Origin of the sequence: Calothrix sp. PCC 6303 (genome assembly GCF_000317435.1) — a bacterium.
Taxonomy (GTDB): domain Bacteria; phylum Cyanobacteriota; class Cyanobacteriia; order Cyanobacteriales; family Nostocaceae; genus PCC-6303.
Map to the genome: position 1 here is coordinate 1540350 of NC_019751.1, position 23461 is coordinate 1563810.

General features: G+C 39.8%; 20 protein-coding genes and 1 riboswitch. Of the genes, 13 read left to right on the forward strand and 7 right to left on the reverse strand.

Annotation, left to right across the window (positions count from 1 at the left end; genetic code table 11):
* Nucleotides 1–79: 79 nt before the first annotated feature.
* Entirely contained in the window at nucleotides 80–541 is a 462-nt protein-coding gene (locus tag CAL6303_RS06350) for an SRPBCC family protein (RefSeq protein WP_015197026.1), read from the reverse strand.
* A 376-nt stretch (nucleotides 542–917) separates the two neighbouring features.
* Between CAL6303_RS06350 and CAL6303_RS06355 the strand changes: the two genes are divergently transcribed.
* From CAL6303_RS06355 to CAL6303_RS06415, 13 genes are all read left to right on the forward strand, one after another.
* Nucleotides 918–2558 carry a mechanosensitive ion channel gene (locus CAL6303_RS06355; RefSeq protein WP_015197027.1) on the forward strand — a complete coding sequence of 547 codons (1641 nt, stop codon included), beginning with the start codon at nucleotides 918–920 and terminating at the stop codon, nucleotides 2556–2558.
* Between the two features lie 381 nt (nucleotides 2559–2939).
* The gene (locus CAL6303_RS06360; RefSeq protein ID WP_015197028.1) at nucleotides 2940–3545 is read left to right on the forward strand and encodes a DUF3038 domain-containing protein; all 606 of its coding nucleotides are present in this window, start codon (nucleotides 2940–2942) and stop codon (nucleotides 3543–3545) included.
* Nucleotides 3546–3819: 274 nt separating this feature from the next.
* Entirely contained in the window at nucleotides 3820–5523 is a 1704-nt protein-coding gene (locus CAL6303_RS06365) for a DUF4335 domain-containing protein (RefSeq protein ID WP_015197029.1), read from the forward strand.
* Between the two features lie 486 nt (nucleotides 5524–6009).
* Complete coding sequence (rnc, locus tag CAL6303_RS06370; protein ID WP_015197030.1) at nucleotides 6010–6696, forward strand: ribonuclease III; 687 nt, start codon at nucleotides 6010–6012, stop codon at nucleotides 6694–6696.
* A gap of 100 nt (nucleotides 6697–6796) precedes the next feature.
* Nucleotides 6797–6983: riboswitch (cyclic di-AMP (ydaO/yuaA leader) on the forward strand.
* A gap of 80 nt (nucleotides 6984–7063) precedes the next feature.
* Nucleotides 7064–7879 carry a nitrate ABC transporter permease gene (gene ntrB, locus CAL6303_RS06375; protein ID WP_015197031.1) on the forward strand — a complete coding sequence of 272 codons (816 nt, stop codon included), beginning with the start codon at nucleotides 7064–7066 and terminating at the stop codon, nucleotides 7877–7879.
* A gap of 129 nt (nucleotides 7880–8008) precedes the next feature.
* The gene (locus CAL6303_RS06380; protein WP_015197032.1) at nucleotides 8009–9421 is read left to right on the forward strand and encodes an ABC transporter substrate-binding protein; all 1413 of its coding nucleotides are present in this window, start codon (nucleotides 8009–8011) and stop codon (nucleotides 9419–9421) included.
* 38 nt (nucleotides 9422–9459) lie between these two features.
* The gene (locus CAL6303_RS06385) at nucleotides 9460–10296 is read left to right on the forward strand and encodes an ABC transporter ATP-binding protein (protein ID WP_015197033.1); all 837 of its coding nucleotides are present in this window, start codon (nucleotides 9460–9462) and stop codon (nucleotides 10294–10296) included.
* Between the two features lie 115 nt (nucleotides 10297–10411).
* The gene (locus tag CAL6303_RS06390; RefSeq protein WP_015197034.1) at nucleotides 10412–11746 is read left to right on the forward strand and encodes an ArsB/NhaD family transporter; all 1335 of its coding nucleotides are present in this window, start codon (nucleotides 10412–10414) and stop codon (nucleotides 11744–11746) included.
* 150 nt (nucleotides 11747–11896) lie between these two features.
* Nucleotides 11897–12493 (forward strand): hypothetical protein, encoded by a 597-nt coding sequence (locus CAL6303_RS06395; RefSeq protein ID WP_015197035.1) that lies wholly within the window; start codon nucleotides 11897–11899, stop codon nucleotides 12491–12493.
* Nucleotides 12494–12824: 331 nt separating this feature from the next.
* A complete protein-coding gene (locus CAL6303_RS06400; protein ID WP_015197036.1) occupies nucleotides 12825–14594 on the forward strand; it encodes an OmpA family protein in 1770 nt (589 codons plus the stop codon).
* Between the two features lie 9 nt (nucleotides 14595–14603).
* Nucleotides 14604–15101, forward strand: coding sequence for a Rab family GTPase (locus CAL6303_RS06405; RefSeq protein ID WP_015197037.1), 498 nt, complete (start codon nucleotides 14604–14606; stop codon nucleotides 15099–15101).
* A complete protein-coding gene (locus tag CAL6303_RS06410; RefSeq protein ID WP_015197038.1) occupies nucleotides 15102–15503 on the forward strand; it encodes a hypothetical protein in 402 nt (133 codons plus the stop codon).
* Between the two features lie 207 nt (nucleotides 15504–15710).
* Entirely contained in the window at nucleotides 15711–18797 is a 3087-nt protein-coding gene (locus CAL6303_RS06415; protein WP_015197039.1) for a hypothetical protein, read from the forward strand.
* 91 nt (nucleotides 18798–18888) lie between these two features.
* Here the strand turns inward: CAL6303_RS06415 and CAL6303_RS06420 are convergent, their stop codons facing one another.
* The 6 genes from CAL6303_RS06420 to CAL6303_RS06445 all read right to left on the reverse strand — a co-directional run bounded on the left by CAL6303_RS06420 (nucleotide 18889) and on the right by CAL6303_RS06445 (nucleotide 23417).
* Complete coding sequence (locus CAL6303_RS06420) at nucleotides 18889–19863, reverse strand: phycobilisome rod-core linker polypeptide (RefSeq protein ID WP_015197040.1); 975 nt, start codon at nucleotides 19861–19863, stop codon at nucleotides 18889–18891.
* Nucleotides 19864–20210: 347 nt separating this feature from the next.
* On the reverse strand, nucleotides 20211–20549 hold the full coding sequence (locus CAL6303_RS06425; protein ID WP_015197042.1) for a hypothetical protein: 339 nt from the start codon (nucleotides 20547–20549) through the stop codon (nucleotides 20211–20213).
* The gene (locus CAL6303_RS06430; RefSeq protein WP_015197043.1) at nucleotides 20543–21172 is read right to left on the reverse strand and encodes a chromophore lyase CpcT/CpeT; all 630 of its coding nucleotides are present in this window, start codon (nucleotides 21170–21172) and stop codon (nucleotides 20543–20545) included. The genes CAL6303_RS06425 and CAL6303_RS06430 overlap by 7 nt, the downstream gene beginning before the upstream one ends.
* Before the next feature lie 87 nt (nucleotides 21173–21259).
* On the reverse strand, nucleotides 21260–21802 hold the full coding sequence (locus tag CAL6303_RS06435; RefSeq protein WP_015197044.1) for a phycobiliprotein lyase: 543 nt from the start codon (nucleotides 21800–21802) through the stop codon (nucleotides 21260–21262).
* 60 nt (nucleotides 21803–21862) lie between these two features.
* Entirely contained in the window at nucleotides 21863–22336 is a 474-nt protein-coding gene (locus tag CAL6303_RS30695) for a phycobilisome linker polypeptide (RefSeq protein ID WP_203225944.1), read from the reverse strand.
* A 328-nt stretch (nucleotides 22337–22664) separates the two neighbouring features.
* Nucleotides 22665–23417 carry a phycobilisome rod-core linker polypeptide gene (locus CAL6303_RS06445; RefSeq protein WP_015197046.1) on the reverse strand — a complete coding sequence of 251 codons (753 nt, stop codon included), beginning with the start codon at nucleotides 23415–23417 and terminating at the stop codon, nucleotides 22665–22667.
* Between the last annotated feature and the right edge of the window lie 44 nt (nucleotides 23418–23461).

Genomic DNA, 23461 nt, shown 5'->3' on the forward strand with positions numbered 1-23461 from the left:
CATTATAACTTGGTAAAAAGCCTTATTTATATACCTTCTTAGCTTCTGCCTCCTTCCTTCTTACTTCTGCCTTCATGTACTAATAGGATTCCTTGACTTGAATTTCTTCGGCAACACGTTTGAGACGACGTAGTTGTGCTTGCATGTCTTGTTTGGTGGATTTTTCGGCAAAGGTTTTAAATCCCCAACTGACAACGGGATTAGGGATTGTGAATTCAAAACGGTTGATGAGGGTGGTACCTTTTTCGGTGGGTTGACATTCCCAGCGATCGCTTCCGTGAAAAAACCCTGTAAACTGCCAAATAATTAAACCTGGTTGTCGCTTCACCACGGTGCTGTTTAATGTCGGCTGAAGGATTGGTATCTGAATGAAAAATCTACTTTTAGCACCAACGTCGCTGCTCCATTCTCCCACAGGTTCGCAACGTAAAGCTGGATTTAACCAACGATGCATTAATGTTTGATTGGTAATACAACGCTCAACTATGGTGGCGGAAGCGCTAATTTGAATCGATTGCTCAAAAGTTTGATTTGCAGACATGTTTATCTATTAGACATCTCCGATATTATATGTGCGAATATGTGCGCCGAAAGTCACTCATATTTATTGATTCTAAATATTTCACCGAGAATGGGAAATTATTTTTTCTGATACATTCTTGGATACATGTATACATTATCACAAAATACTTACAAAAAAGGCAATTTTTCGCAGCACTTTTGGGTCTAAAAATCAAATTATAAATAAAAAATTCAAAAAGCTACGTAGATTAATATTCCTTGTAGTATTTTACTGGTAAATTACTATTGCAAAACATTTATGAAGTTATCAGGGTATTGGCTCATTCAAAGCAATCTACGCTGAAAACATCGCAAATGTTTCGCGCCATAGCACTGATAGTTAATATCGCAAAACCATGAATACAACTTGGCAAGATATAACCCAAGTGATGGGGTTTGATATGGGGAAAGGGATGCAGCATCTTTTCGCACAAGCTTCTCGCGTTCCTAATCTGGGAGTGAATGAGTCTGTTGATTACGCCAGAACAGCACTCCAACAGGTGATAGATTTTTTACCACAGCTTTTGGGTGCGGTGGTAATTCTTGTAATCGGCTGGTTGATTGCTGCAATTGTATCTGCTGTGGTGAAGGGGATTTTAAACCGAACCAAACTAGATAATCGCATTGCAGCTACTGTTTCCGGTGGTAGAGATGTTCCTCAAGTTGAGGGAATAATTTCTGGTTTGGTGTTTTGGAGTATTCTCCTCATCACTTTAGTTGCAGTTCTAGAACAACTCAATTTACGAACTGCTTCCCAACCACTCAACAACTTCCTCAACCAAATTGGTGATTTTCTACCGAAATTATTTGGTGTTGGTGTCCTCCTGGCATTAGCCTGGGTACTGGCAACTGTACTCAAATTGGTGACAATTCGCGGTTTGGATGCTTTACGTATCGATGAACGGCTGAATCCACCAGATGATGCTTCCCCCAGTCTCAACCAATTATCTTTGTCTGAGACTATTGGGAATGCACTGTACTGGTTTGTATTTTTGCTATTCCTGGTACCAGTTTTGGATACCTTGGGGTTGCGTCAAGCTTTACTACCAGTTCAAAATCTGATTACCGAAGTTTTAGGAATTTTGCCTAATATCTTAGGTGCAGTTCTAATTGCTGCTACTGGCTGGTTTGTCGCAAATATAGTCCGTAAGATTGTCACCAACTTGTTAGCAAGTACAGGTGTAGATCATATTGGTAGTCGTTTTGGTTTAAGTCCAGCGGCTGGGGTACAGTCACTGTCTAATATTGTTGGCACAATTGTTTATGTGTTGATTTTAATTCCAGTGGCAATCGCAGCTCTCAATGCACTGAAAATCGACGCAATTTCTGTCCCAGCAATCGCCATGCTGCAACAGATTCTCAGCGCTTTACCGTTGATTTTCACTGCGGCGACAATTTTAATTCTTGCCTATTTCTTAGGCAGATTTATCGCTGATTTAGTGACTAGTATCCTCACTAGTCTTGGTTTTAACAATATTTTTTCAGTTTTGGGATTAAATTCCCTCAACCGTGCAGCTGCCAATGTCGGCAATGCAACACCAGGTATCGCAGCACGCACCCCCTCAGAACTTGCTGGAATCATCGTTCTTGTGGGGATTATGTTGTTTGCCACTGTGGCAGCAGTTAATATCCTCGGTATTCCTTCTCTAACAGCCTTGGTGACAGGTATTCTCCTGGTTATGGGGCGGGTCTTAGCTGGGTTACTAATCTTTGCTGTGGGCTTATTCTTCGCCAATTTGGCGTTTAATCTAATTACTAGTTCTGGTAGCGCCCAAGCAAGAGTATTAGGACAAGTAGCACGGATTTCAATTATTACATTGGTATCAGCCATGGCACTACAACAAATTGGAGTTGCCCCAGATATCGTCAATCTAGCATTTGGTTTGTTGTTAGGCGCGATCGCTGTTGCCATCGCTTTGGCTTTTGGCTTAGGTGGACGGGATATTGCCCGCAATGAGGTTCAACAATGGCTCAACTCCTTTAAGAGCAAGGGTTAATAGTTAATAGTTTCATAATTAATGGCTAGAGTTCGGTACATACAACAAAATCTAGAAGTGAATTACGTAGTTGTAATTAGTGGAAAGTTTAAACCATCCCTGATTGCAGCTACGAAATTTTTTATTTTCTTCTTCTTATTTTTTCATACCTGAGATAGATGCATAAAATATCTTGATGTGATTTTAGAGAATAAATTACAGTAGTACTTTAATCGGGGTGATTTTCGTCATAGAGTAAGACAAAGAAAAGTGTTGTTGAGATGATACTCAAAGCCGTTGGCTAAGTTGTATAAGTTAGCCTTGGGGAAGAAACCAATCTAAATTTTTAAGAGTCTGGTTTCAAAATGGGTAACAGCAACGCCCCTATTAGTCTGATCACCTATGCTAAAAGTTATGCAGCCTGCCGCCAATTCACCCACGCCAATATCGCAGTGGGAGGACTTAACCCAAATAGGTGCCCCAAGCTCGGTTGAGTGGGATAATATCAAAACCCAGTTGGACTTAGTGTTGTTGGCACTAGAAACCTTGACTGGCATCGGTTCGGAAGCCATGCTTTCTGCGGCAATCGAACTCGGTTTAGAGTCAAAGGTACCAGATCGCGTAGCGCTGTGGCGGTTACGTCAATCAAACCCGTTACGAAAAGGTCAAGGAGGACGAAAAAAGCTAGATGTAGAAGAAGCGCGATCGCTTGTTCTCATTATCTGCCATCTTACCAAACAGCACCAAGAACTAATTCGCCGTGCTGTGAGTCTGTTGGAACAAATGGCGGAAACTAACCGCGAACCCCATCAGGCAGCTTTACTAGGAGATTACATTGACGCTTTCTGCAACACGTATCAAGAACGGATGGAGGAAGACGAAAGTATCTCCATAGAATCCCTAACTAACTTGGGATTAAAATTACTGGTAGACTTACTGTTCTACAGTGGTCCCGGTGGACACCGAAGACTTTGGCTTGCCCTAATTGATCGTTCGACAAAATTATAGATTTCGGTTGATTGGATATTTGGGGTTAAAAGACTAAATCGGCTACTTGGAAGTTAAAAATTCAAAGTTATCGAACTTTAATTCACGACTTTTGAGAGGTTTGTCATCAACCAGTTAGGTTTTGATTCTGAGTGGGAACAGCAAGCACCCAAAAACTAATTAACCAGTTTAATTCAGTGACCAAAATCTCATACTCACCAAGTAATTTTACTTTTAGTCAAACTGCTTGTGTCACAAAATCCAAAATCGATCACGTCCTAATGAACTTCTAGTCATGCCTCTATCAAACCCTGTAATTCGTCGCTATACACCCCCTACTTGCACCCTCGAAGTTTTGGCACAAAGTTCACCGTTGTCAAGATGGACGGGTAAATCAGTACTTAAAGATTTACGCTTTGAACTTCGTCTGGATGATCCGCGACTGCCAGAAGAAGAAAGGATTGCAATTCGAGGTGATCGGGATCAACTTGAAGCATTGCATACAGCTGTCAGCAGCTATGTTCAAGAATTCATTCACAAATCCCCAGAAAATTTTCGAGAATACTATTCTCCAGGCAATCAAAATAGAGATTTGGGCTTAGATAACCAAACCTTAACAGATTCTAGCAATAACTCATATCAAACCAATACAATAATTCCTTTTAATCAAGAAAACTCTAGAAGCAACATTCATTTACAACCGGGTCGAAATTTAACTCATAATCTTTTTCTCGGTTCCCTTGCTTCCCACACATCAGCACCCGTCATTCAACTTAGTCTTTTACAGCTATTTGATTTGGCAACCGCTTTAGATGAGTATTCTGCTGATGTCATGGCATTACCAAATCTCGATTCCAACAGTAATAGAAGATCTGGCATCCCCAAATGGGCACCAATGGCAGCAGTTGCAGCGGTAGCTGTAGCCTTAATTCCCATAACTTATCAACATGCTAACCGTACCCGTCTCCAAGAACAAACAGCCACCACATCTAGCAGTGTTGATGAGAAAATAGCCCTTGAACCCTCCCCTCAACAGGAGTCTTCAGTTCAACTGTCTCCTAGTCCAAATTCAACGTTTTCATCAGGATTACCGACATTACCACCAGGTTTAGTTAACCCTCAAGCTGGTAACCCCAACTTAATTCCCGGTGCTGGGGGACTATCACCAGTGATGCCCAATGCTGCTAACTCCACAAACCAGAATTTAGGTACACAACAAAACAAAATTCCCACTCAAAACCCAGGAAATAACACTACTGGCAATTCGGGAAATTTATTTAGTAGTTCTGGAGACCCGATATTTGGGACGAATCCAGCTAACTCTGGTAAGCTTTCAAGTGGAAATGCGATCGCATTTTCCAACAACCCCGCAGCAGGTAACAACTTAGCTGGTAACAGTTCTGGAGTTACCAAAACTAACACCAACAGAGTCAGTCCCACCAAAGGTACTGGCAGTTCCCCCAATTCTCCCACCACCGGATTGGGAGGTAATATCTCACCACCCTACGGCGCATCTAGTGAACTTCCCCAATTATCCCCAATTCCTCCCATAGTTCCCAGCGCACCCATCAACCAACGCATTAGTGGCAACGCTAAAAATCCTCCCACCCCAACAGGTGATGAGAAATCCCAACTAGTTAGCCGTCTGCGTGAAGGACGTAAACCAGATGGGGCAGTTGCCACCGCAAATCGTAGTGGAAGCAATGGAACTCTCTTTGATACCCCCCAAATCGCTGAAGCCAGAGATTTCTTGAAAAAGCGCTGGCGACCACCTGCAGGTCTCAAACAAACCCTAGAATATAGTTTAATTGTCGGGGTTGATGGAACTTTAGAACGCATTTACCCACTAGGTAAAGCCGCAACTGACAATATCGAACGTACCGGAATGCCAAGAATTAGTGAGCGTTTTGTCTCACCTAATCGTAACGGTCAATCGGTTCGGATTCGTGCTGTTTTTAGTCCTGATGGTCAAGTACAAGCCTTACCTGAAGGAGAATAATAAGTAAGTAATGAGTAATGAGTAATAAGTATGTTTTGTAACGAGGATTTAGACCCCGACACAAAAGGAAGCATCCCACTTTTTTAATCAATACCCTGGAAGAGTATCGCTATACGGACAAAGCCTAGGCTGTTGACTTTGTTGAAAATTGCGCGATTTTTGATACTGTTGTTCGTGGCGTTTAATCTCTCGTTAAAAACCTACCAAAATCAAGGTTTCAGTCATCGTGACTATCCACGTTTTTTGCATGAACGAAATCCCGAAAAAGCACAGAGTCAACAGCCTAGGCACAACTACCCCAAATGTTTAGGTTTACCCCTGCTCACTACTCACCCCCACCTACTTATCTGCTTCTTCCGTGTGTAGGGTGCCTTAGGAAGAAATCCTTAAAGCACCATTTTCAAGAATTTGCAACATTACCACTATTTAATTTTTGGTTAGTAAATTCATCTTCTTGATTACCTAACATAAATTATCATGCATATCATGCATCAACTTCTACAATTCAGAAATGAACAACTATTACGTAAAGCCCTAACTCACCGTTCTTATGTGCATGAAAATCCCAAAGAAGGTGAACATAATGAACGTTTAGAATTCTTGGGTGATGCATTATTAAATTACCTCAGTGGACAATATCTATTTAATCGCTATCCAGAAAAAGGTGAAGATGAATTAACCCGCAGACGTTCGGCACTGGTGGATGAAAAACAACTAGCAAAATTCGCTGTTGAAGTCGGAATAGATTTTCGGATGCGGTTAGGAAGGGGTGCAATTGTTGAAGGTGGTTATCAAAATGAAAATCTACTTAGTAGCACTTTTGAGGCAGTAATTGCTGCCTATTATCTTGACCAAAATTCTGATATCTTAGCTGTCAAAAAAGTTGTAGAACCATTATTTGACGGGGTTCCTGAAGATGTTGTTGTGTCTCGTTCTAAAGTTGATTCCAAAAATCGTTTTCAAGAATGGATTCAACGAAATATTACTACAAATCCACCAAGATATGTATCAGTTCAAGTGGGTGGAACACCACATGCACCTGAATTTGTGGCTACAGTTATTGTAGAAGATAAGGAATTTGGACAGGGAAGAGGACGGAATAAAAAAGAAGCAGAGAAAGCTGCTGCGGAAGATGCTTTGGATAAGTTAAAAGTAGAAGGAATGATTAGGTAGTTAATTTTGAAAATAAATGGTATTGAATACTACAAATAAAAGTATTTACCTATAGATAGATTTTGAATGCAAGTATTTATGCTACTATATAACCATATTCAGAGTAAGTCAGCTTAATCCAGATAGATGCTTTGCTTGTGAGCAAAAATACTAAGACTGGAACGGAGGAACCAAATATTGGGGCGTATTTCAAAAATCGATTGTGGCAATTACAACCATGATCTGAGTGAAAAGGGTATCTCTCAACCCTAGCCCGTCAGCTAACTTCGTAAGCGTTGAGAGGAAACTGAAAGAAAAATTTTCAGTATCCTTGGTTCATACTGCTCGGATTTTGTGTCCCTACATTTAAAATCTGTCGAGATTGCCAATGATATTTCAATTGAATTTAGCAGCTGTGTGGCTGCGTACTAAGCCCGTTGTTTTACGCGATCGCTTCCTGCTACCATGTGCTGGTTTTCTGGGCGTAATCCTATTATGGTGGCTCATTGCCATTACCAACCGTCAACTCATGCCAACCCCAGCGGAAGCACTGGTTGCCAACCTGGACTATATCCTGAATCCGTTTTTCCAGCGTGGTCCTGGTAATTTGGGAATTGGTTGGTTGTTACTAGCAAGTTTGCGTCGGGTATTAATTGGTTTTTCCCTAGGTGCCTTAGTTGCCATTCCCCTGGGTTTTTTAATTGGCATGTCAAAGCAGGCAATGATGGCACTAAACCCCATAATTCAAATCTTCAAACCTGTATCACCTTTAGCATGGCTGCCAATTTCCCTCGCTATCTTCAATTTAGCAGATCCATCAGCCATTTTCGTAATTTTTATCACTTCACTTTGGCCCACAATCCTCAATACAGCCTTAGGAGTTTCCAGCATCAATAAAGACTACATTGATGTTGCTAAAGTTTTAGAAATGCCACGATGGCGACAAATTACCAAAATTATTCTACCAGCAAGCTTACCCTATATCTTCACTGGTTTACGAATTAGCTTAGGAATTGCTTGGCTAGTAATTGTCGCTGTGGAAATGCTGACAGGTGGTGTGGGGATCGGGTTTTTTGTTTGGGATGAATGGAGTCGTCTGAATTTAAATTCTGTATTTCTTGCCGTATTAGTAATAGGTGTAACTGGACTATTACTAGACTATGCAGTTGGCAAAATTGAAGTATTAGTTACTCATCGTAAATAGGGAATATCACAGTTTTTCAAATACCCCCAGGCTTTGTTCTTATAGCGATACCCTTCTAGGTATTGGCTCGTAAGTAATCATTATTTTTAATGAGAAAAATTACACTTACAGTTGTTTCTGTAAAAACCGATGAGTCACACAAATAAAAATAATTGGACACGCCGCGAATTCATCAAAGGTATGGGAATTGCAGCGGCAAGTTCTAGCATTTCATCCTGTGCTATTAATGCCAACCGCGCCCCTCAAAATATATCTCAACAAGCCTTAGAAATAGAACAATTAGTTAATCCCAAAACCCTAGAAAAGCCCAATTTAACTATCGGTTATGTCCCTGTTAACGATTGTGCTCCCTTTGCCGTAGCTTGGGAAAAAGGCTTCTTCCGCAAGTATGGTTTAAATGTAACTCTCAGCCGTGAAGCTAGTTGGGGAACCTCCCGCGACGGAATCATTTTTGGACGTTTGGATGCTTCTCCTGTGGTTTGTGGTGCAGTCACGAATGCCCGCACAGGGGCAGAGGGGGCACGCCACGCCCCCCTATGTGCTGCCATGACGATTCACCGTCACGGTAATGCCCTGACCATGAATCGGGCAATGTGGGAAGCTGGTTTACGTCCATGGAATGAATATAACGGTGACTTAGAAACTTTTGGGCGGGACTTTCGCGGATATTTCGGTAAATTACGTCCGGAAAATCGTGTTTGGGCAGTTGTTTTAAGTTCAGCAATTTATGAGTACTTTGTCCGTTATTTAGCGGCAGCAGCAGGAGTTGCCCCTGATGAAGAATTCCGGATTATTATTGTTCCTCCACCGCAAATGGTGGTAAACATGCGAATTGGTTCAACTCAAGGTTACATGGTGGCAGAACCTTGGAATACAAGAGCAATTTCTGGCAATGAGGGAATTGGTTTTACCTTTGCCCAAGGAAGGGAAATTTGGCAGGGACACCCTGATAGATTGTTAGCGGTAATGGAGTCATTTATTGACGAAAATCCGAAAACTTATCGCTCATTAGTAAAGGCGATGATTGAAGCTTGTCGGTACTGTGGTGACTCGAAAAATCATGAAGAAGTTACCAAGATTATTTCTAATCGTTCCTTTACAGGTGCAAAGCCAAAGCTAACTCGTCCGGGAATTGTGGGTGACTATAATTATGGAGGTTTTGATGGGAAAAGCCGAGTTATATCATCACCAGGAACAACAATATTTTTTGATTATCCAAGCAATTTAGCCACCATTGAAAATGACCATTCAACATTTATGTGGCAATCTGAAAGTTTGTGGTTGATGACACAAGCGACAAGATGGGGACAAAACAAGGAGTTTCCCAAAAATGCAGAAGAATTAGCCAAAAAAGCTTGGCAAACTAAACTTTATCGTGAGATTAGTAGCGAGATGGGAATTAAGTCCCCGTCAGATGACTATAAAGTGGCGGCAGCGGATAATTTTATTGACAAAAAAGCTTTTGATCCTAGTGATCCGATTGGTTATCTCAACAGCTTTGAAATTCGTGCCAATCGTCCCAAATCGTTTTTTATGTCTTAACCTAGTTTGCAATTTTTATTGATTGGAAGGAACTAAGAATGAAATCTACCACACATACAAATAATTTACATGAATCTCATTTTAATCATCAAAACTTTTTAGAAATTAGTAATTTATCTAAGTCATATCGCAACAAGGATGGAGATGAGTTTATCGTCTTAGATAATGTAAACCTGACAATTGGAGAAAATGAATTTGTCACATTGGTGGGACATTCTGGTTGTGGTAAATCAACGTTACTAAAAATAGTTGCTGGTTTAGAAAAAGTCACTTCGGGTTTGGTACAACTTGATGGGAAAGAAATTCGGAAGCCAGGTGCAGAAAGAATGATGGTTTTTCAACACTATTCCTTATTACCTTGGTTAACGGTGCGGGAAAATATTCGTTTGGCAGTAGATGAAGTTTTAAAAAATGCCAATCGCTCGGAAAAAATCAGCATTGTGAATGAGCATTTAGCAATGGTAAATTTAACTCCTGCTGCCGATAAATATCCGGATGAAATATCAGGTGGGATGAAACAACGGGTGGGAATTGCCCGTGCTTTAGCAATTCGTCCTAAAATGTTATTGATGGATGAACCATTTGGTGCTTTGGATGCATTGACTCGTGGGAAATTACAACGACAAGTCCTGGATATCTGGGAAAATAATCGCCAAGCAGTGATGATGATTACCCATGACGTGGATGAAGCAATTTACATGTCAGACAGAATTGTGTTGATGACTAATGGTCCTGCTGCCACTATTGGTGAGATCCTAGAAGTACCATTTTCCCATCCACGCGATCGAGGGGCAATGCGAAACTCGAAAGAATACTACGAACTCCGCAACTATGCACTAAATTTCCTAGAAGAGAATTTTTCTTCAGGGGATTAAACTTACTAAATTTAAAGTATCAGTCAGTAAAAAAAATCAGGGAATGGCTTTTATTTATATTTCCTATATACTGACTGGTGAAAGCCCAAACCTGCGTCTATATTAGAGGTTATTTGTGGAAAATTGGCAAGCATTGGTTAGCATTATCACATTCATCAGTGTGATTATCCTAATTATGACTGAATGGATTCACCTAACAATCGCGGCATTACTAGGTGCATTATTCTTGGTATTTACAAATGTCATGACTTTAGATGATGCCATTGGTTATATTAGTAAGAGTCATGGAACTTTGGCTTTATTCTTTGGTGTGATGGTTTTGGTGAGATCCTTTACCCCAACTAAAGTATTTGATTACCTCGCAACCCAAATGGTAATCTTAGCAAAGGGAGAAGGAAAACGTTTATTGCTGGGAATTGTGGCAATTACCACCCCTATTTGTGCAGTTTTACCAAATGCAACCACAGTAATGTTGATAGCACCAATAATTCCCCCGATAGCGGAGGATATTGGGATAAATTTTGTTCCTTTGCTAATTTTATTAGTGTTCGTTGCTAACAGTGCAGGTTTATTAACACTAGTTGGAGATCCGGCAACATTTATTGTTGGAGATGCGATTAATATTAGCTTTATCGACTATCTCCAGCGTCTAAGTTTGGGTGGTGCGATCGCAATTATTACAGTAATTGTCACTTTACCATTTTTGTTTCGCAAAATATGGAATACAAAATTGGAAAACATGGAGGAATTACCCCATCCCCAAATTAATCATCCCCGTGTTTTAGCTTTGGGTGCTGTGATAGTTGCACTAGTTTTATTGTTTTTCGTAATTGGGGAAGAACTACCAATTCCAATTTCACCTGCGGCTGTAGCTTTATTAGGAGCAGCTTTAGCTTTATTATTAGCTCATCATAGCCGAATTGATACAGTTAATAATATTCTGAGTGATATTGATTGGAGTACACTCATATTTTTTATGAGTATTTTTGTCCTGATTGGTGGATTGGAAAAAACTGGGGTAATTGGTGGTTTATCGGGGATTTTAGCGGTAATTTTAGGAAAAAATATTCTCTTGGGGAGTGTCTTTTTAGTCTTTTTTGTAGGAATTCTCTCCAGCGTTATTCCCAATATTCCTTTAGTTGTGGCAATGGTTCCTTTGCTGAAACAATATGTTGTGAATGTTAATTTAGCACCATCAGAAATACTCGAACCGACTTTTAGCGGACAATTTCCTCCAGAGGTTTTACCGTTATTTTATGCGATGATGTTTGGTGCAACCTTGGGGGGAAATGGAACTTTGGTGGGTGCGTCTTCAAATATTGTAGCAGCTGGAGTTTCGGAACAATATGGAAAACGGATATCATTTAAAACGTTCTTGCATTATGGTATCCCTGTGATGTTACTTCAGTTAATCACTTCGACTATTTACCTGGTCATTAAGTTTCGATAGCAAATGTAAAATGGCTTCTAATAGCCTTTAATAGTTCACGATATCCGAAAATACCTATTGAAAGAGAGAATAAATATATACAATTGTAAATTATTAATTCTCTCCGTCTTGGCGATCGCCTAAAATTTAGTGTGTTTAAGGCGTAAAAGTATGGTTCCAGCAGAGACAGAAGATCAAAATAGTCATAATTCTGGGGTGAATGAGGAGAAGTCTCATCAAGATGGGAAACAAGAACAATTAAAGATTGCAAATGTCCCCGATAATAATTTAGAGAAAGTTCGGGATATTCTGTTTGGGAGTCAAGTCAGAGAATTTGAACAGCGATTTTTGCATTTAGAGGAACGACTGATGCAAGAATGTAGTGGGATTCGAGAAGATACAAGAAAACGTTTAGATGCACTGGAAAATTATTTCAAGCAAGAAGTTAGTTCCTTGTCTGAGAGAATTAGAAATGAACAAAATAATCGAGATGCTGCTATCCAAATTGCTGTAAATGAAGCTAAAACTATGAATGCATCTTTGCAATCACGGTTAACGCAGTTTGATGATCAAGTTAATCGTAGTCAATCGGAACTACGTGAACAACTTCTTGAGCAATCTAAAACTTTACATAACGAGATTAGAGAGAAATATGAGGAGATAACTACATTGCTTCAGCGTGAGTCGGAACAGTTGCGTCATCAAAAAACCGATCGCTCTACTTTAGCCACATTATTAAATGAACTGGCATTACGGTTAAATTCTTAATTAAATTTATTAGATGCTGCACTCTGTACACAAGTACCTAAAGTACTTTTTTTCTAATTACTAGTTCCAATTAGTTATAGCAAGAAGGAATACATTTAAGACGTAGATTTTAGCTTAAGGTTATTTTAATTTGATGGCTATGTGGGGTATAATTGCATCCCCACGATATTTTTGTTTGGTTGTATATAAAGCAGGTTTCCGGTAACTTAGGTATATTCAGAATACCCGTAACTTGATGACGGTGAGGTATGTTTAGTCTAGGTTTGATATTCGGTAAAAATGCTCAAAGTCCATTGTTCAGTGATATAAGCTGCTGTGAAATAGGGGAATTATGAACGACAATTCCAGTGACACATTATCAAATCAATCCCCGAATCAGAATCAAATCAGCGATGAAATGGTTCAACTTCGTAGCTTATTATTTGGAATGGAGTCTGAGCAACTTGATGAACTACACAAAAGATTAAAAACCCCGAAAATTCAGCCAGAAGATATTAGTTGTATCCTCCCCGAAGCAGTGATGTTGGGGACGACAGATGGTAATAAGTTGGGGGAAGCTATTGTACCGACGGTTGAAAACGCGGTGAGAATTTCAGTTGAGCAGGATTTGAATGTGCTTTCGGAGGCTTTATTTCCTATTTTAGGGACTGCCATTAGGAAAGCGATCGCATCTGCACTGGAAGAGACAATTCAGTCTTTGAATCAGACCCTAAATCACAGTTTATCACTACAAAGCCTAAAGTGGCGGGTCGAGGCGGTACAAACAGGAAAATCATTTGCTGAGATAGTCTTACTGCGGACTTTGCTATATCGGGTTGAGCAGATTTTCTTGATTCACAAACAAACCGGATTGGTATTACAACATGTTGTTGCACCTTTGGTAATTACTCAAGATCCTGATTTAGTTTCGGGAATGCTGACAGCTATTCAAGATTTTGTCAAGGATTCTTTCACCTTAAAAAAAGGTGATGGATTACAAAGTCTGCAATTTGGGGAATTAACGATTTGGATTGAAGAAGGACCACTAGCTGTGGTTGCTGGTATTATTCGGGGGAATGCACCTCAAGAATTTCGAGGAGTTTTTCAGGATACCATTGCCAAAATTCACCTGAAATTTCACCAAGAATTGCGTGATTATAACGGTAATAGTGAATTGTTCCTACCTAGTAAGGTTTATTTAGAAAATTGTCTACAAGCGCAATACAAGTCCTCAACCAAGAAAAAATATAACTATGTAGGGATGTTATCAGGTCTGAGTGCGATCGCGTTGAGCATTTGGGGCTTTTTTTACGTTAGGCAGCAACTACGCTGGAATGCATACGTCCATCATCTCAATTCTTTACCGGGAATTGTAATTACTAAAGCTGAAAGACAAAATGGGAAATACTTGCTTACGGGAATGCGTGATCCCATAACTGGAGACATAAATCCCATATCTCAACAATTTCAAATCAATCAAGATGATATTAAGGCAACTTGGGAGTATTATTTATCATTAGAGCCAGAAATTGCGACAAAAAGAGCAAAAGAACGACTAAAACCTCCAAATACGGTTTTTCTGCAAACTACACCAGATGGAACTTTGCAAGTGAGTGGTTCAGCTTCAAATCAGTGGATTTTAACAACTAGAAGAAACTGGCATTTAATTCCTGGGGTGAATCAGTTAAATGAGCAAGGTTTAGTAGATGACAATCTTCAAAAACTCCAATTCTATGAACGGCAAATCGAGCAGGAAATGTTCTTTTTTGCTGAGGGTAAAACCGAATTCATACCTGGGGAGGTTGACAAACTTAAAAAACTAGCATCAGATTTTCAGAATCTCATTAAAACTGCTCAATCTCTCCAAAAAAGGGTAGACATCAAAATTATTGGACATGCTAGTAATAGTGGAACTGAAGCCCAAAATATTGTCTTGAGTCAAACTCGCGCTCAGAAAATTCTCGGATATCTCAAATCTGATGGTTTTAAGAATATCAAAATCCAAACTGTTGCTTTAGGTTCCAGAAAGCCATTAAACCCTCAAGCTCAAACAGAAGCTTTAAATTTAAATCGCCGAGTATCATTAGAAGTGGATATCTTTGATCAAAAAAATCTGAACTAATTGTCTTTTATGCTTCAGAAAAAAATTTGTCTGGTTGGTGCATTTGCGACAGGTAAAACAAGTTTAATCTCCAGGTACGTCTATAGTATTTTTTCTGATAGTTACCAGACAACCGTAGGGGTGAAAATCGATAAAAAAATAGTTGTTTATGGAGAAGAAAAGTTAAATTTAATTATTTGGGATTTATATGGAGAGGATGATTTTCAAAAAATTAAACTATCTTATCTACGTGGTTCATCCGGGTATTTATTAGTTGTGGATGGAACTCGACACAACACTTGGGAAAAAGCATTAGAACTTCAACAAAGAGTTGAAGAGGTTTTGGGCAAAATTCCCTTCGTTCTCGTGATGAATAAATCAGATTTAAAAGAAGAGTGGGAAATTAATAATCTAGAGCTTGAAAGACGAATAAATGACGGTTGGAATGTGATTTTAACTAGTGCCAAAACTGGTTACGGAGTTGAAAAAGTTTTTCAGACTCTTGCAAGCAAAATATTGGAGGGATAAATGTTAGAGGTTCCCGAATCAATCATTACATATATTCTTAATTTCATGTTGGAAAGTCGTTCTTTGGCATATGTTTTAGTTAGTAAGGAGGGTAATCCATCTACATGGGGTGGAAAATTAGCTACTTATGGAATTATAAATCTTTGCCAAGATGAAAATGTCGGGGAACAGATTTTGTTTTTGGAAGGTTTACTTCCTCTGGATGATTCTCCTCTATTTTTACCACAGGTGCAACCTGAAGAAGGAATTTGTGCTGATGTCCATATATTCCCCTCTTCCGAAGGGGATTGGGTACTATTATTAGATGCAACTCTTGATCAGAAGCAGTTATCTTTAATTCAACAATTGGCTCATGATTCAATATTATTTAGGGAGAAGGTAATCAAGATTTTGAAGGAATGAGCAAGAATTGGTCAAAAAATTAAACTAACATTAATTGACAAAGTTATACCCAACGCTAGAGAAGAGATTACAACCTCCGAGAGATGTCGAAACCCTATATATTACAGGATTCTGGTGCTAGGGAGTTAAGTATTGGGATAGGTAAAATTTACGATCACACAATATCTTACCCACAATCGACTTATACCTAAAGAGGGAAAAATTACGATGTTTCTGACTCCAAAATTAGTGCTATTTTGGTTTTCGCAAATTCCGGGAGATATCTCAGCAGCGCAAGCTTCACTCGCAACAGTGGGACCACGTTTCTTTGTAGTGTTAATTGCAGGGGTGATTTTAGCTTTTGCGATTCAACTAGTTTTGACTAACCTCTCGGTTGCCGCTGGAATCACATACTTAGGACATGCTATGGATTCATCTGGCGATGGTACCGAGGAAACTGGTAGTGTTGGCGGTACAATTAAGAAAATCGGTACGGCAGTTGGGTTCTGGACTCTAATTACAGTTACGATATCCCTATTAATTGCTTCGTTTTTGGCTGTGAAGTTGAGTTTATTAACGCTGAATCCGCAACTGGGTGCAATTCTGGGGTTAGTAATTTGGGGTGCTTATTTCCTGTTGTTGGTGTGGGTGAGTTCAACGACGGTGGGTTCCTTGGTGGGGAATGTCGTCAATACCGCAACTTCGGGTTTCCAGGCAATTATGGGGACTGCGACTGCTGCATTGGGTGCGAAAGCTATGAGTAATCAGGTGGTTTCCACCGCTGAAGCTGCTGCTGCTGCTGTACGTCGGGAAATTGGCAATGCAATTGATCCTGAGGGTTTAAAAGTACGGGTAGAAGAATATTTGGAGATGGTACGTCCTCCAGAGTTAGATCTAAATAGAATTAGAGGTGAGTTTGAACAGCTACTTAATGATCCTAAACTAAAAGATATTAAAGGAAGTGACCTAAAAAATATTGATCGGAATAGATTCGTTGAACTGATAAGCGATCGCACTGACCTTTCCAAGCGTGATATTAATAAGATTACCGATACTTTGTATGGTGTTTGGCAACAGGTTGTCAATAGTCAACAACCAACGCAAGATCGGTTAACTGAGATGACAGAATACCTGAAATCTCTACCCGCAGGACAAGGGAAAACTGATGAACTCAGTGCAAAGGTAGAAGGTTTGATGCGGGAAATTAAATCTGGGAATAAGAACCAAAGTAATCAAGATTCAGGTTTCAACCCAATTAAGCAAGCAATGACAGCTTTAACAGGGGTAGTTTTAGCGAGGACTGATTTGTCTGATTTTGATGTTGAAAAAATTATCACTACATTAACGCAAACTAAGGATAAGGTTACTGAACAAGCTGAGAAATTAGGTTTAACTGCCTCATCTCAACCTTATAACCAAATTTATATTGATGTTGAACATTACCTTTTCAATAGCTATACTTGGCAATTGAGTTCAGAAAAGTTGACTCAGGAATTCCGGGATGTCATCTATGATCCTGCTGCTGATCCGAGTCAAGTTAAGCAACAGTTGCAACGTCTATCTTCCCAAGACTTTAGTAATATTCTCCAACAACGGGGATTATTAACCAAGGCAGAAATCGAAAGGATTGTTGACAAACTGGAAGTAATTCGTCAGCAAGTTTTGGTAGAAGTCACCGCAGCTGAAGAACGGGAAATCATTCAAGATTTACAGCGTCGAGTGGAAAGTTACCTATTAGTGACTCCCAAATATGAGTTTACCGAAGATGCGATCGCATTCAACTTCAAACCCTTAGTAGCTGACTCTAATTCCGACTACGAAACCCTCACCCGCAGACTTGCAGCTATCAACCGGGAAGAAATGCGGGAAATTCTCCTAGAAAGAAATGATATTCAACATGCGGAAGCGGATCGAATTGTTGACTTATTGGAACAACAGCGGCAAAATGCCCTAATTGAGTCCAAAGGACTAGCCGAACAGGCAAAATATCAAGTGGAATCTCTATGGTTAAACTTGGAATCATATCTGCGGAATACTGGAAAGGAGGAATTAAACCCCGATGGAATCCGCGCTGATTTGAAAAAACTACTGGATGATCCTCAAGGGGGAATTGCCGCAATTAAAGCCAGAACATCTAGATTTGACCGCGATACATTAGTACAATTGTTGAATCAACGCCAAGATTTGAGCCAAACTGAAGCTGACCAAATTGTCCGGGATGTAGAAAATACTTGGCATGATGTGCGTCAAACACCCCAAATGTTAGTAGGTAAAGCTAAGGAACAGTACGACTCAGTAACAACAACTTTAGCTGATTATCTTCGCAACACAGGCAAAGATGAACTTAACCCTGAAGGTATCCAACGCGACTTAGATCAGTTATTCCATAATCCCAAAGAGGGGGCTGTAGCTTTACGTCAAAGATTGTCACAATTAGACCGTGATACATTAGTAAAATTACTAAGTCAACGTCGTGATTTGAGCGAAGAGCAAGTCAACGAAATCATTGACTCAACTCAAAAATCTATTAGTAACCTTGTTCGCGCTCCTCGCCGAATCGCTGCCAGAACTCAACAACAAGTCCAAAACTATCAGGCTTATGTAGAAGAGTACCTTCGCCAAACTGGAAAGCAGGAGTTAAATCCTGAAGGTATCAAACGCGACTTAAATTTGCTATTACATGATCCGAAGTTGGGAGTGGAAAATCTCGGCGATAGATTGAATCATTTCGATCGTGACACAATTGTGGCATTGCTAAAAATCCGTGAAGATATCAGCGATGAGGAAGCCGAACAAATTGCTAATAATATTGTTGGAGTCCGTGATCAATTTGTGGAACAGGTGCGGAATATTCAACGACGCATCCAAGATACCATCGATGGGGTATTTGCCCAGGTTCGTAACTACCTCAATGGTTTAGATCGCCCCGAACTAAACTATGATGGCATTAAGCGTGATGTGCGATCGCTCTTTGATGATCCGCAAGCTGGCTTCGATGCTTTACGCGATCGCTTACAATCTTTTGATAGGGAAACCCTAGTAGCTGTTCTCAGTTCCCGCGATGATATTTCCACTGACGATGCTAACCGCATTATCGACCAAATTGAACGCGCCCGGAATAATGTCCTCCAACGGGCTGAACGTATCCAGCATGAAGCCCAGCGTCGCTTAGAACAGGTGAAACACCAAGCACAGCGTCAAGCAGAAGAAACGCGGAAAGCGGCTGCTAGTGCCGCCTGGTGGCTGTTTTCAACAGCGGTTGTGTCGGCTATTTTCGCCGCGATTGGTGGTGCAGTCGCTGTGGTTTACGCTTAAGTCAGTCTTGTAGGGTGCGTTACGACGTTCCGTCTAACGCACCAACTCCTTAGTGATAACTGATAACTGTTAACTGCTCACTGATTTTAGCCTATCCACGAAAAACGCGATCGCGCCATTTATTTAACTTAGCTTCACCAATCGTCGCTAATCTGCGAGCATCAGCAATCTGTTCTTGCAAAGCGGCAATTTCCTGTTTTTGAGTATCGACTTTTTCTGGGGAAACTTGCCAATCACCGCTAGTTTGAAATGCTCCAATATTGGCAAATGGTCGCAAATCGGCGAGTTGTCGCTTTAAAGCTGCTATTTGGGCATTTTTTTCTTGTAGTTCTCGTTCGATATCTGACTGTGAAGGTGCTTGTATTTGTTGTGAATATATTACGGTTGGTTCCTGTGGTAATTTCGGCTTCAAGACTTCTGCCAACAGAGCATTTATATCAGTTAATTTTGCCTTACCATAGGGGCTGTTGCTAATGAGCGATCGCGTTAACTTGGCTGTGTTACCTGTGGTGATTTCTTTATCACTGCCGGAATTGCTTCTTACCAATTGCAACATATTAGTAAAACCAAGCATCGTTATCTGATTGTCGGTTTGATAACCTCGATAAAATGGTACGATATTTTCCCCAAAAGCATTCAAATATTCATCGCTATCAATATAGGTATCAATATCGGCATCAAAGCCAGATTCGTCCAAAATTTGACTGTGAAATGCCACTTCTTGATAACTATTTGGTGCTCTTCCTAGCAAATGTTTGAAATTCAATTCAGTTGCTCGATAACGATAGCAGTTATCAAAAAAACGAGAACGATATAACTCTGATTTTGCCACCTGTCGGACAAATTCTCGAACGGTGATTTCACCTGCTTTGAGTTGTGATTCGGGAACTACAAGACGCTCACTTTCCATCACATAAGCATTGCCTAAAACATGTCGATAGACCCCTCGAATAATGACTTCGATTTCATCAGGGGACGCATTTCCCCATAATTCTAGAGGGTTGCCATCTTCGTTAATTAATTGCGATAGACCAATATTAAGGGGAGGAACAAAAGTATTTAGCATTTAGCAACCTTATTTATTATCAAGTATGTTTTTAAGCTATCAACTTTTGGTATTCCTTTATAGTTAACTTTTATGAAAATATGTTCAAAACCGTATATTTAGCCTGTAGAGTTATAGTGTGATTAAGGTCTACTAAAATCTAGATTATTTCAGTCACAGTTTTTTCATGATTTTTTTGATTTTTCATATATTTCACTTTGATAATTAACTTTCGTTATAATTCCAGGGTCGAATATAATGAATAGTTTTATTTTGTATAAAAATATCTCATTGATTAAGATTATCTAATCAATAAGTAAGTTTTAGCTGCACTCATAATATTTAATTCCACCTCGGTTATTGAATCTTCAGCATCGCTCATCAAATCGAGTGAAAAATCCACCATACTTAATCCAATACTGCTTCAATGTATGATGTGGGGTATGTAAACTGGCTTTAGCTTGATACAAAATCACCTGTCGATGTGCTCCCATCCAAATTTTGTTGATGGATTCAACTGAAATTAATGTCCCTCCCAATGAAGTGACACATTCTCCAAAGCGTTCAACAGTGGTATATTCAACTGTTTCCAAAATAAAGAAGTTTCCAGAACAAATTAGATGGCGACTGCGAATCCAGCAACGCATCTTCTTTTCAGCCGTTGGTGGCAACATTCCTGTTTCATTTAACTCAATTTGTGTTAGCATATCTCGCCTACCAGAGGTACTTCGTGGGCAAAATTTTGACTTTTCTCAAAACACAATGATCCAGATGAAGAACCCCAAATTTGTTCGTGGGTCTCTATATCCATGCCTTTATCAAGGCTATTCCATGTGTTTTCTGTAATTTCAACGTCACTAATTAAATAGGTTTGTTGTCCATTTTTAGGAATCAAACACTGATTACCTGGTTCTACCGCACCACGGAACATATTTCCAGTACGAGTAAATACCATTGAACAGTGGCAACGACGCTCAATTTGATCCGGGGTAATTGTTCTGAGAATATCTAATTCTCGCGCTGCACCTGCATATATAAATCGATCTTTCAATGCATAGTTTTCAATGTATATGTGGTCGCCTTTGTCAACTAATTTGTGTACCCCCTGACGATATGGTGTCCATAAATCATAGTCATAAACTTGTTCGGAATAAAAACCAATACTCGAAAAAAAATCAAACGCTAAAGGACGGAAAAGTACATGAATATGGGCAAATTCTTTTGGATTAGCCTGTGCTTGTTTGTGGTTACTAAAATCTCCTGCCATCCACTGTGCTAGTAAAAACAAGTCACTGCTATATGTACCAGGATTACTAAGCGATACAGTCATATCAGTTGTCAGTTGTCAGTTGTCAGTTGTCAGTTGTCAGTTACCAGTTATCAGTTGTCAGTTATCAGTTGTATTAATTTTCCCCGTTCACTGCTTACTGTTCACTATTCCCTGTTTGCGGATTTCTGATGAGAAGGAAGCTGTTGTGACCCCTTTTCCATCGCTAGTTTTGATTGTTGCTGCCCGAAAGCGTAAATTAGGATTCACAAACCAAATTTTCTCCTCAGCAGCGGCATTTTCATATGCGGTGACGAGGGTAAATATCCCATCTTCTGAGAGGTGGTAATTACCGACTGCGGGAATGGTTTCGGCATATCCTTGATCTCGCAACAATTTACCTTTATTGTTTGTTTGTGGGTCAGGAACAGGTACAAGGACTGTTTTCCCAGAAAGTGGTTTGTCATCCCAATCTGATTCACCTTCCCATGTCATACGAAATGGATGAGTGATAGTGCTAATGTCTATGTTGTAGGTTTGACAAATTTCCACGACTTCGGGGTCTTCGTGGTTCAGTAGTTCGATATTGATTTGAGAAATAACCTGCTCGAAATGTGCAAACGCTAGATGATGAGCGCTACGTTGCGATCGCCATTGTCCAAAGGACATCTCAAAGAATTCGGTAATATTCATTACAAAACGGATTTTAAAAACAGATAATAATTAACTTCAGGTGAGCAAATCAATTGCTATTTAGTGCCTAGATTTCGGTTTGCGATCGCGTTTTGTATTTTTACTTGGTTTTTCTCCCATTCCCTTGGCTTTTGATGTTGTTTTTTTGGATGTAGCTGAGATGGCTTGGGGTACTATTTCCACTACTACAGTTTCAGCTACTGGTGTTTCCTCAACACTTTCAACTATTGGTGTTTCCTCAACGGTTTCAATTATTGGTGTTTCCTCAACAGTTTCAACTATTGGTGTTTCCTCAACAGTTTCAGCAGCTACTGTTTCTACTATCTGATTCTGTTCAATAGTTTCAGTAACTTCGGATGGAGAAAAAGAAGGCATTGTGACATTAACAATCTTGCCACCCGCTCGACAAATCCGTTTAACTGTTTGAGATAGACGAGAATAAGGAACTTTGATTATTTGATGGCTATTTCTGGCATTTGCGTTTAAAACACCTGTCACCTCTAATAACACCATGCGATTATTATAGTCACTCATATTTGAGTTTCCAGTTGTTGCTATCCCATACATATTATTACCTCCGACGGTGTATCAACTATTTTGAAATTCGTTTTTCCAAGTCTATTTTGATCAAGCTTTTCTGGTTTTAAAGCTATTAGTAGTTAGTAACTGCCAATCAACTACTAATAATCAATATCTTTGACCATTAGCTTTTGGCTCCCAATAACTAACTACTAATAATTGAGATTAATTAAGGGGCTTCTAATTAAATAATTATCCAATTTTCTATTGTGGAACAGGTATTACTGCCTGTCTTTTTGGACAAAATGCCCAAACCACAGGATATTTTATTTTCTGAAAGTCCCTAAACTATCTCTGTAATACTAACAATTTTGCCACCTGCACGATGAATCCGCTGAATTTGGGGAGTCATTTTGGTTGCAGAAACAATATATTCGTTGGTGCTGATGCGACGAGGTGCATCAAATTTGGAACCTGTCACCACAATTTTGAATCTTTTTTCGGTGCTGCCACTGTTTGCTGTTGCTCGGATTTTCGAGGTGCTGTTGCTGGCAACCGAATATACTAGTTGTGAGTCTTTGACAGCGCTGGAAGTTTCCGCAGCACCGCGAACTATACCAAAAATGCGGTTGTAAGCAACTTGCTTTTGTCCAACTTGGGAAGTATTACCTCTGTAGTAGGGAACAATGTTGTCTCCAAAGGCATTTTGATATTCAGCACTATCGATGTAGGAATCGATTTCAGCTTCATAACCGTTGTTGATGCAGCATTGGATATGTTCTGATATTTCTGTTTGATCGTTAGGTGCGCGTCCTAATAGGTGCTTGAAGTTGAGTTCAATAAACCGGTAGGGTGCTGCGCTTTCAAAAAAACGAGCGCGATAGATGTCAGATTTAGCAACTGCACGTACAAAGTCTTTTACTGAGATTTTGCGATCGCGTAATTGGGATTCTGCACTAATCAATCGCTCGCTTTCCATTAGGTGAGCGTTACCCATAACATGTTTATACACGGCACGAATTGTTGCTTCTATTTCCTCGGTAGAGCTATTTTGCCACAGTTCTACCTTAGGGGAATTTAGTACTAAGCTTGACATTTGATGGTACTCCTCAATAGTTTTTTTTAAAATTTTTGTCTAGA

What these genes read in the sequence shown, in the direction of transcription:
- CAL6303_RS06355 (WP_015197027.1), top strand. Translation starts at nt 918, where the DNA reads ATGAATACAACTTGGCAAGATATAACCCAAGTGATGGGGTTTGATATG.
- CAL6303_RS06425 (WP_015197042.1), bottom strand. Translation starts at nt 20,549, where the DNA reads ATGCTAACACAAATTGAGTTAAATGAAACAGGAATGTTGCCACCAACG.
- ntrB (WP_015197031.1), top strand. Translation starts at nt 7,064, where the DNA reads ATGATATTTCAATTGAATTTAGCAGCTGTGTGGCTGCGTACTAAGCCC.
- rnc (WP_015197030.1), top strand. Translation starts at nt 6,010, where the DNA reads ATGCATCAACTTCTACAATTCAGAAATGAACAACTATTACGTAAAGCC.
- CAL6303_RS06435 (WP_015197044.1), bottom strand. Translation starts at nt 21,802, where the DNA reads ATGAATATTACCGAATTCTTTGAGATGTCCTTTGGACAATGGCGATCG.
- CAL6303_RS06360 (WP_015197028.1), top strand. Translation starts at nt 2,940, where the DNA reads ATGCTAAAAGTTATGCAGCCTGCCGCCAATTCACCCACGCCAATATCG.
- CAL6303_RS06405 (WP_015197037.1), top strand. Translation starts at nt 14,604, where the DNA reads ATGCTTCAGAAAAAAATTTGTCTGGTTGGTGCATTTGCGACAGGTAAA.
- CAL6303_RS06380 (WP_015197032.1), top strand. Translation starts at nt 8,009, where the DNA reads ATGAGTCACACAAATAAAAATAATTGGACACGCCGCGAATTCATCAAA.
- CAL6303_RS30695 (WP_203225944.1), bottom strand. Translation starts at nt 22,336, where the DNA reads ATGAGTGACTATAATAATCGCATGGTGTTATTAGAGGTGACAGGTGTT.
- CAL6303_RS06400 (WP_015197036.1), top strand. Translation starts at nt 12,825, where the DNA reads ATGAACGACAATTCCAGTGACACATTATCAAATCAATCCCCGAATCAG.
- CAL6303_RS06430 (WP_015197043.1), bottom strand. Translation starts at nt 21,172, where the DNA reads ATGACTGTATCGCTTAGTAATCCTGGTACATATAGCAGTGACTTGTTT.
- CAL6303_RS06415 (WP_015197039.1), top strand. Translation starts at nt 15,711, where the DNA reads ATGTTTCTGACTCCAAAATTAGTGCTATTTTGGTTTTCGCAAATTCCG.
- CAL6303_RS06410 (WP_015197038.1), top strand. Translation starts at nt 15,102, where the DNA reads ATGTTAGAGGTTCCCGAATCAATCATTACATATATTCTTAATTTCATG.
- CAL6303_RS06395 (WP_015197035.1), top strand. Translation starts at nt 11,897, where the DNA reads ATGGTTCCAGCAGAGACAGAAGATCAAAATAGTCATAATTCTGGGGTG.
- CAL6303_RS06350 (WP_015197026.1), bottom strand. Translation starts at nt 541, where the DNA reads ATGTCTGCAAATCAAACTTTTGAGCAATCGATTCAAATTAGCGCTTCC.
- CAL6303_RS06445 (WP_015197046.1), bottom strand. Translation starts at nt 23,417, where the DNA reads ATGTCAAGCTTAGTACTAAATTCCCCTAAGGTAGAACTGTGGCAAAAT.
- CAL6303_RS06420 (WP_015197040.1), bottom strand. Translation starts at nt 19,863, where the DNA reads ATGCTAAATACTTTTGTTCCTCCCCTTAATATTGGTCTATCGCAATTA.
- CAL6303_RS06385 (WP_015197033.1), top strand. Translation starts at nt 9,460, where the DNA reads ATGAAATCTACCACACATACAAATAATTTACATGAATCTCATTTTAAT.
- CAL6303_RS06365 (WP_015197029.1), top strand. Translation starts at nt 3,820, where the DNA reads ATGCCTCTATCAAACCCTGTAATTCGTCGCTATACACCCCCTACTTGC.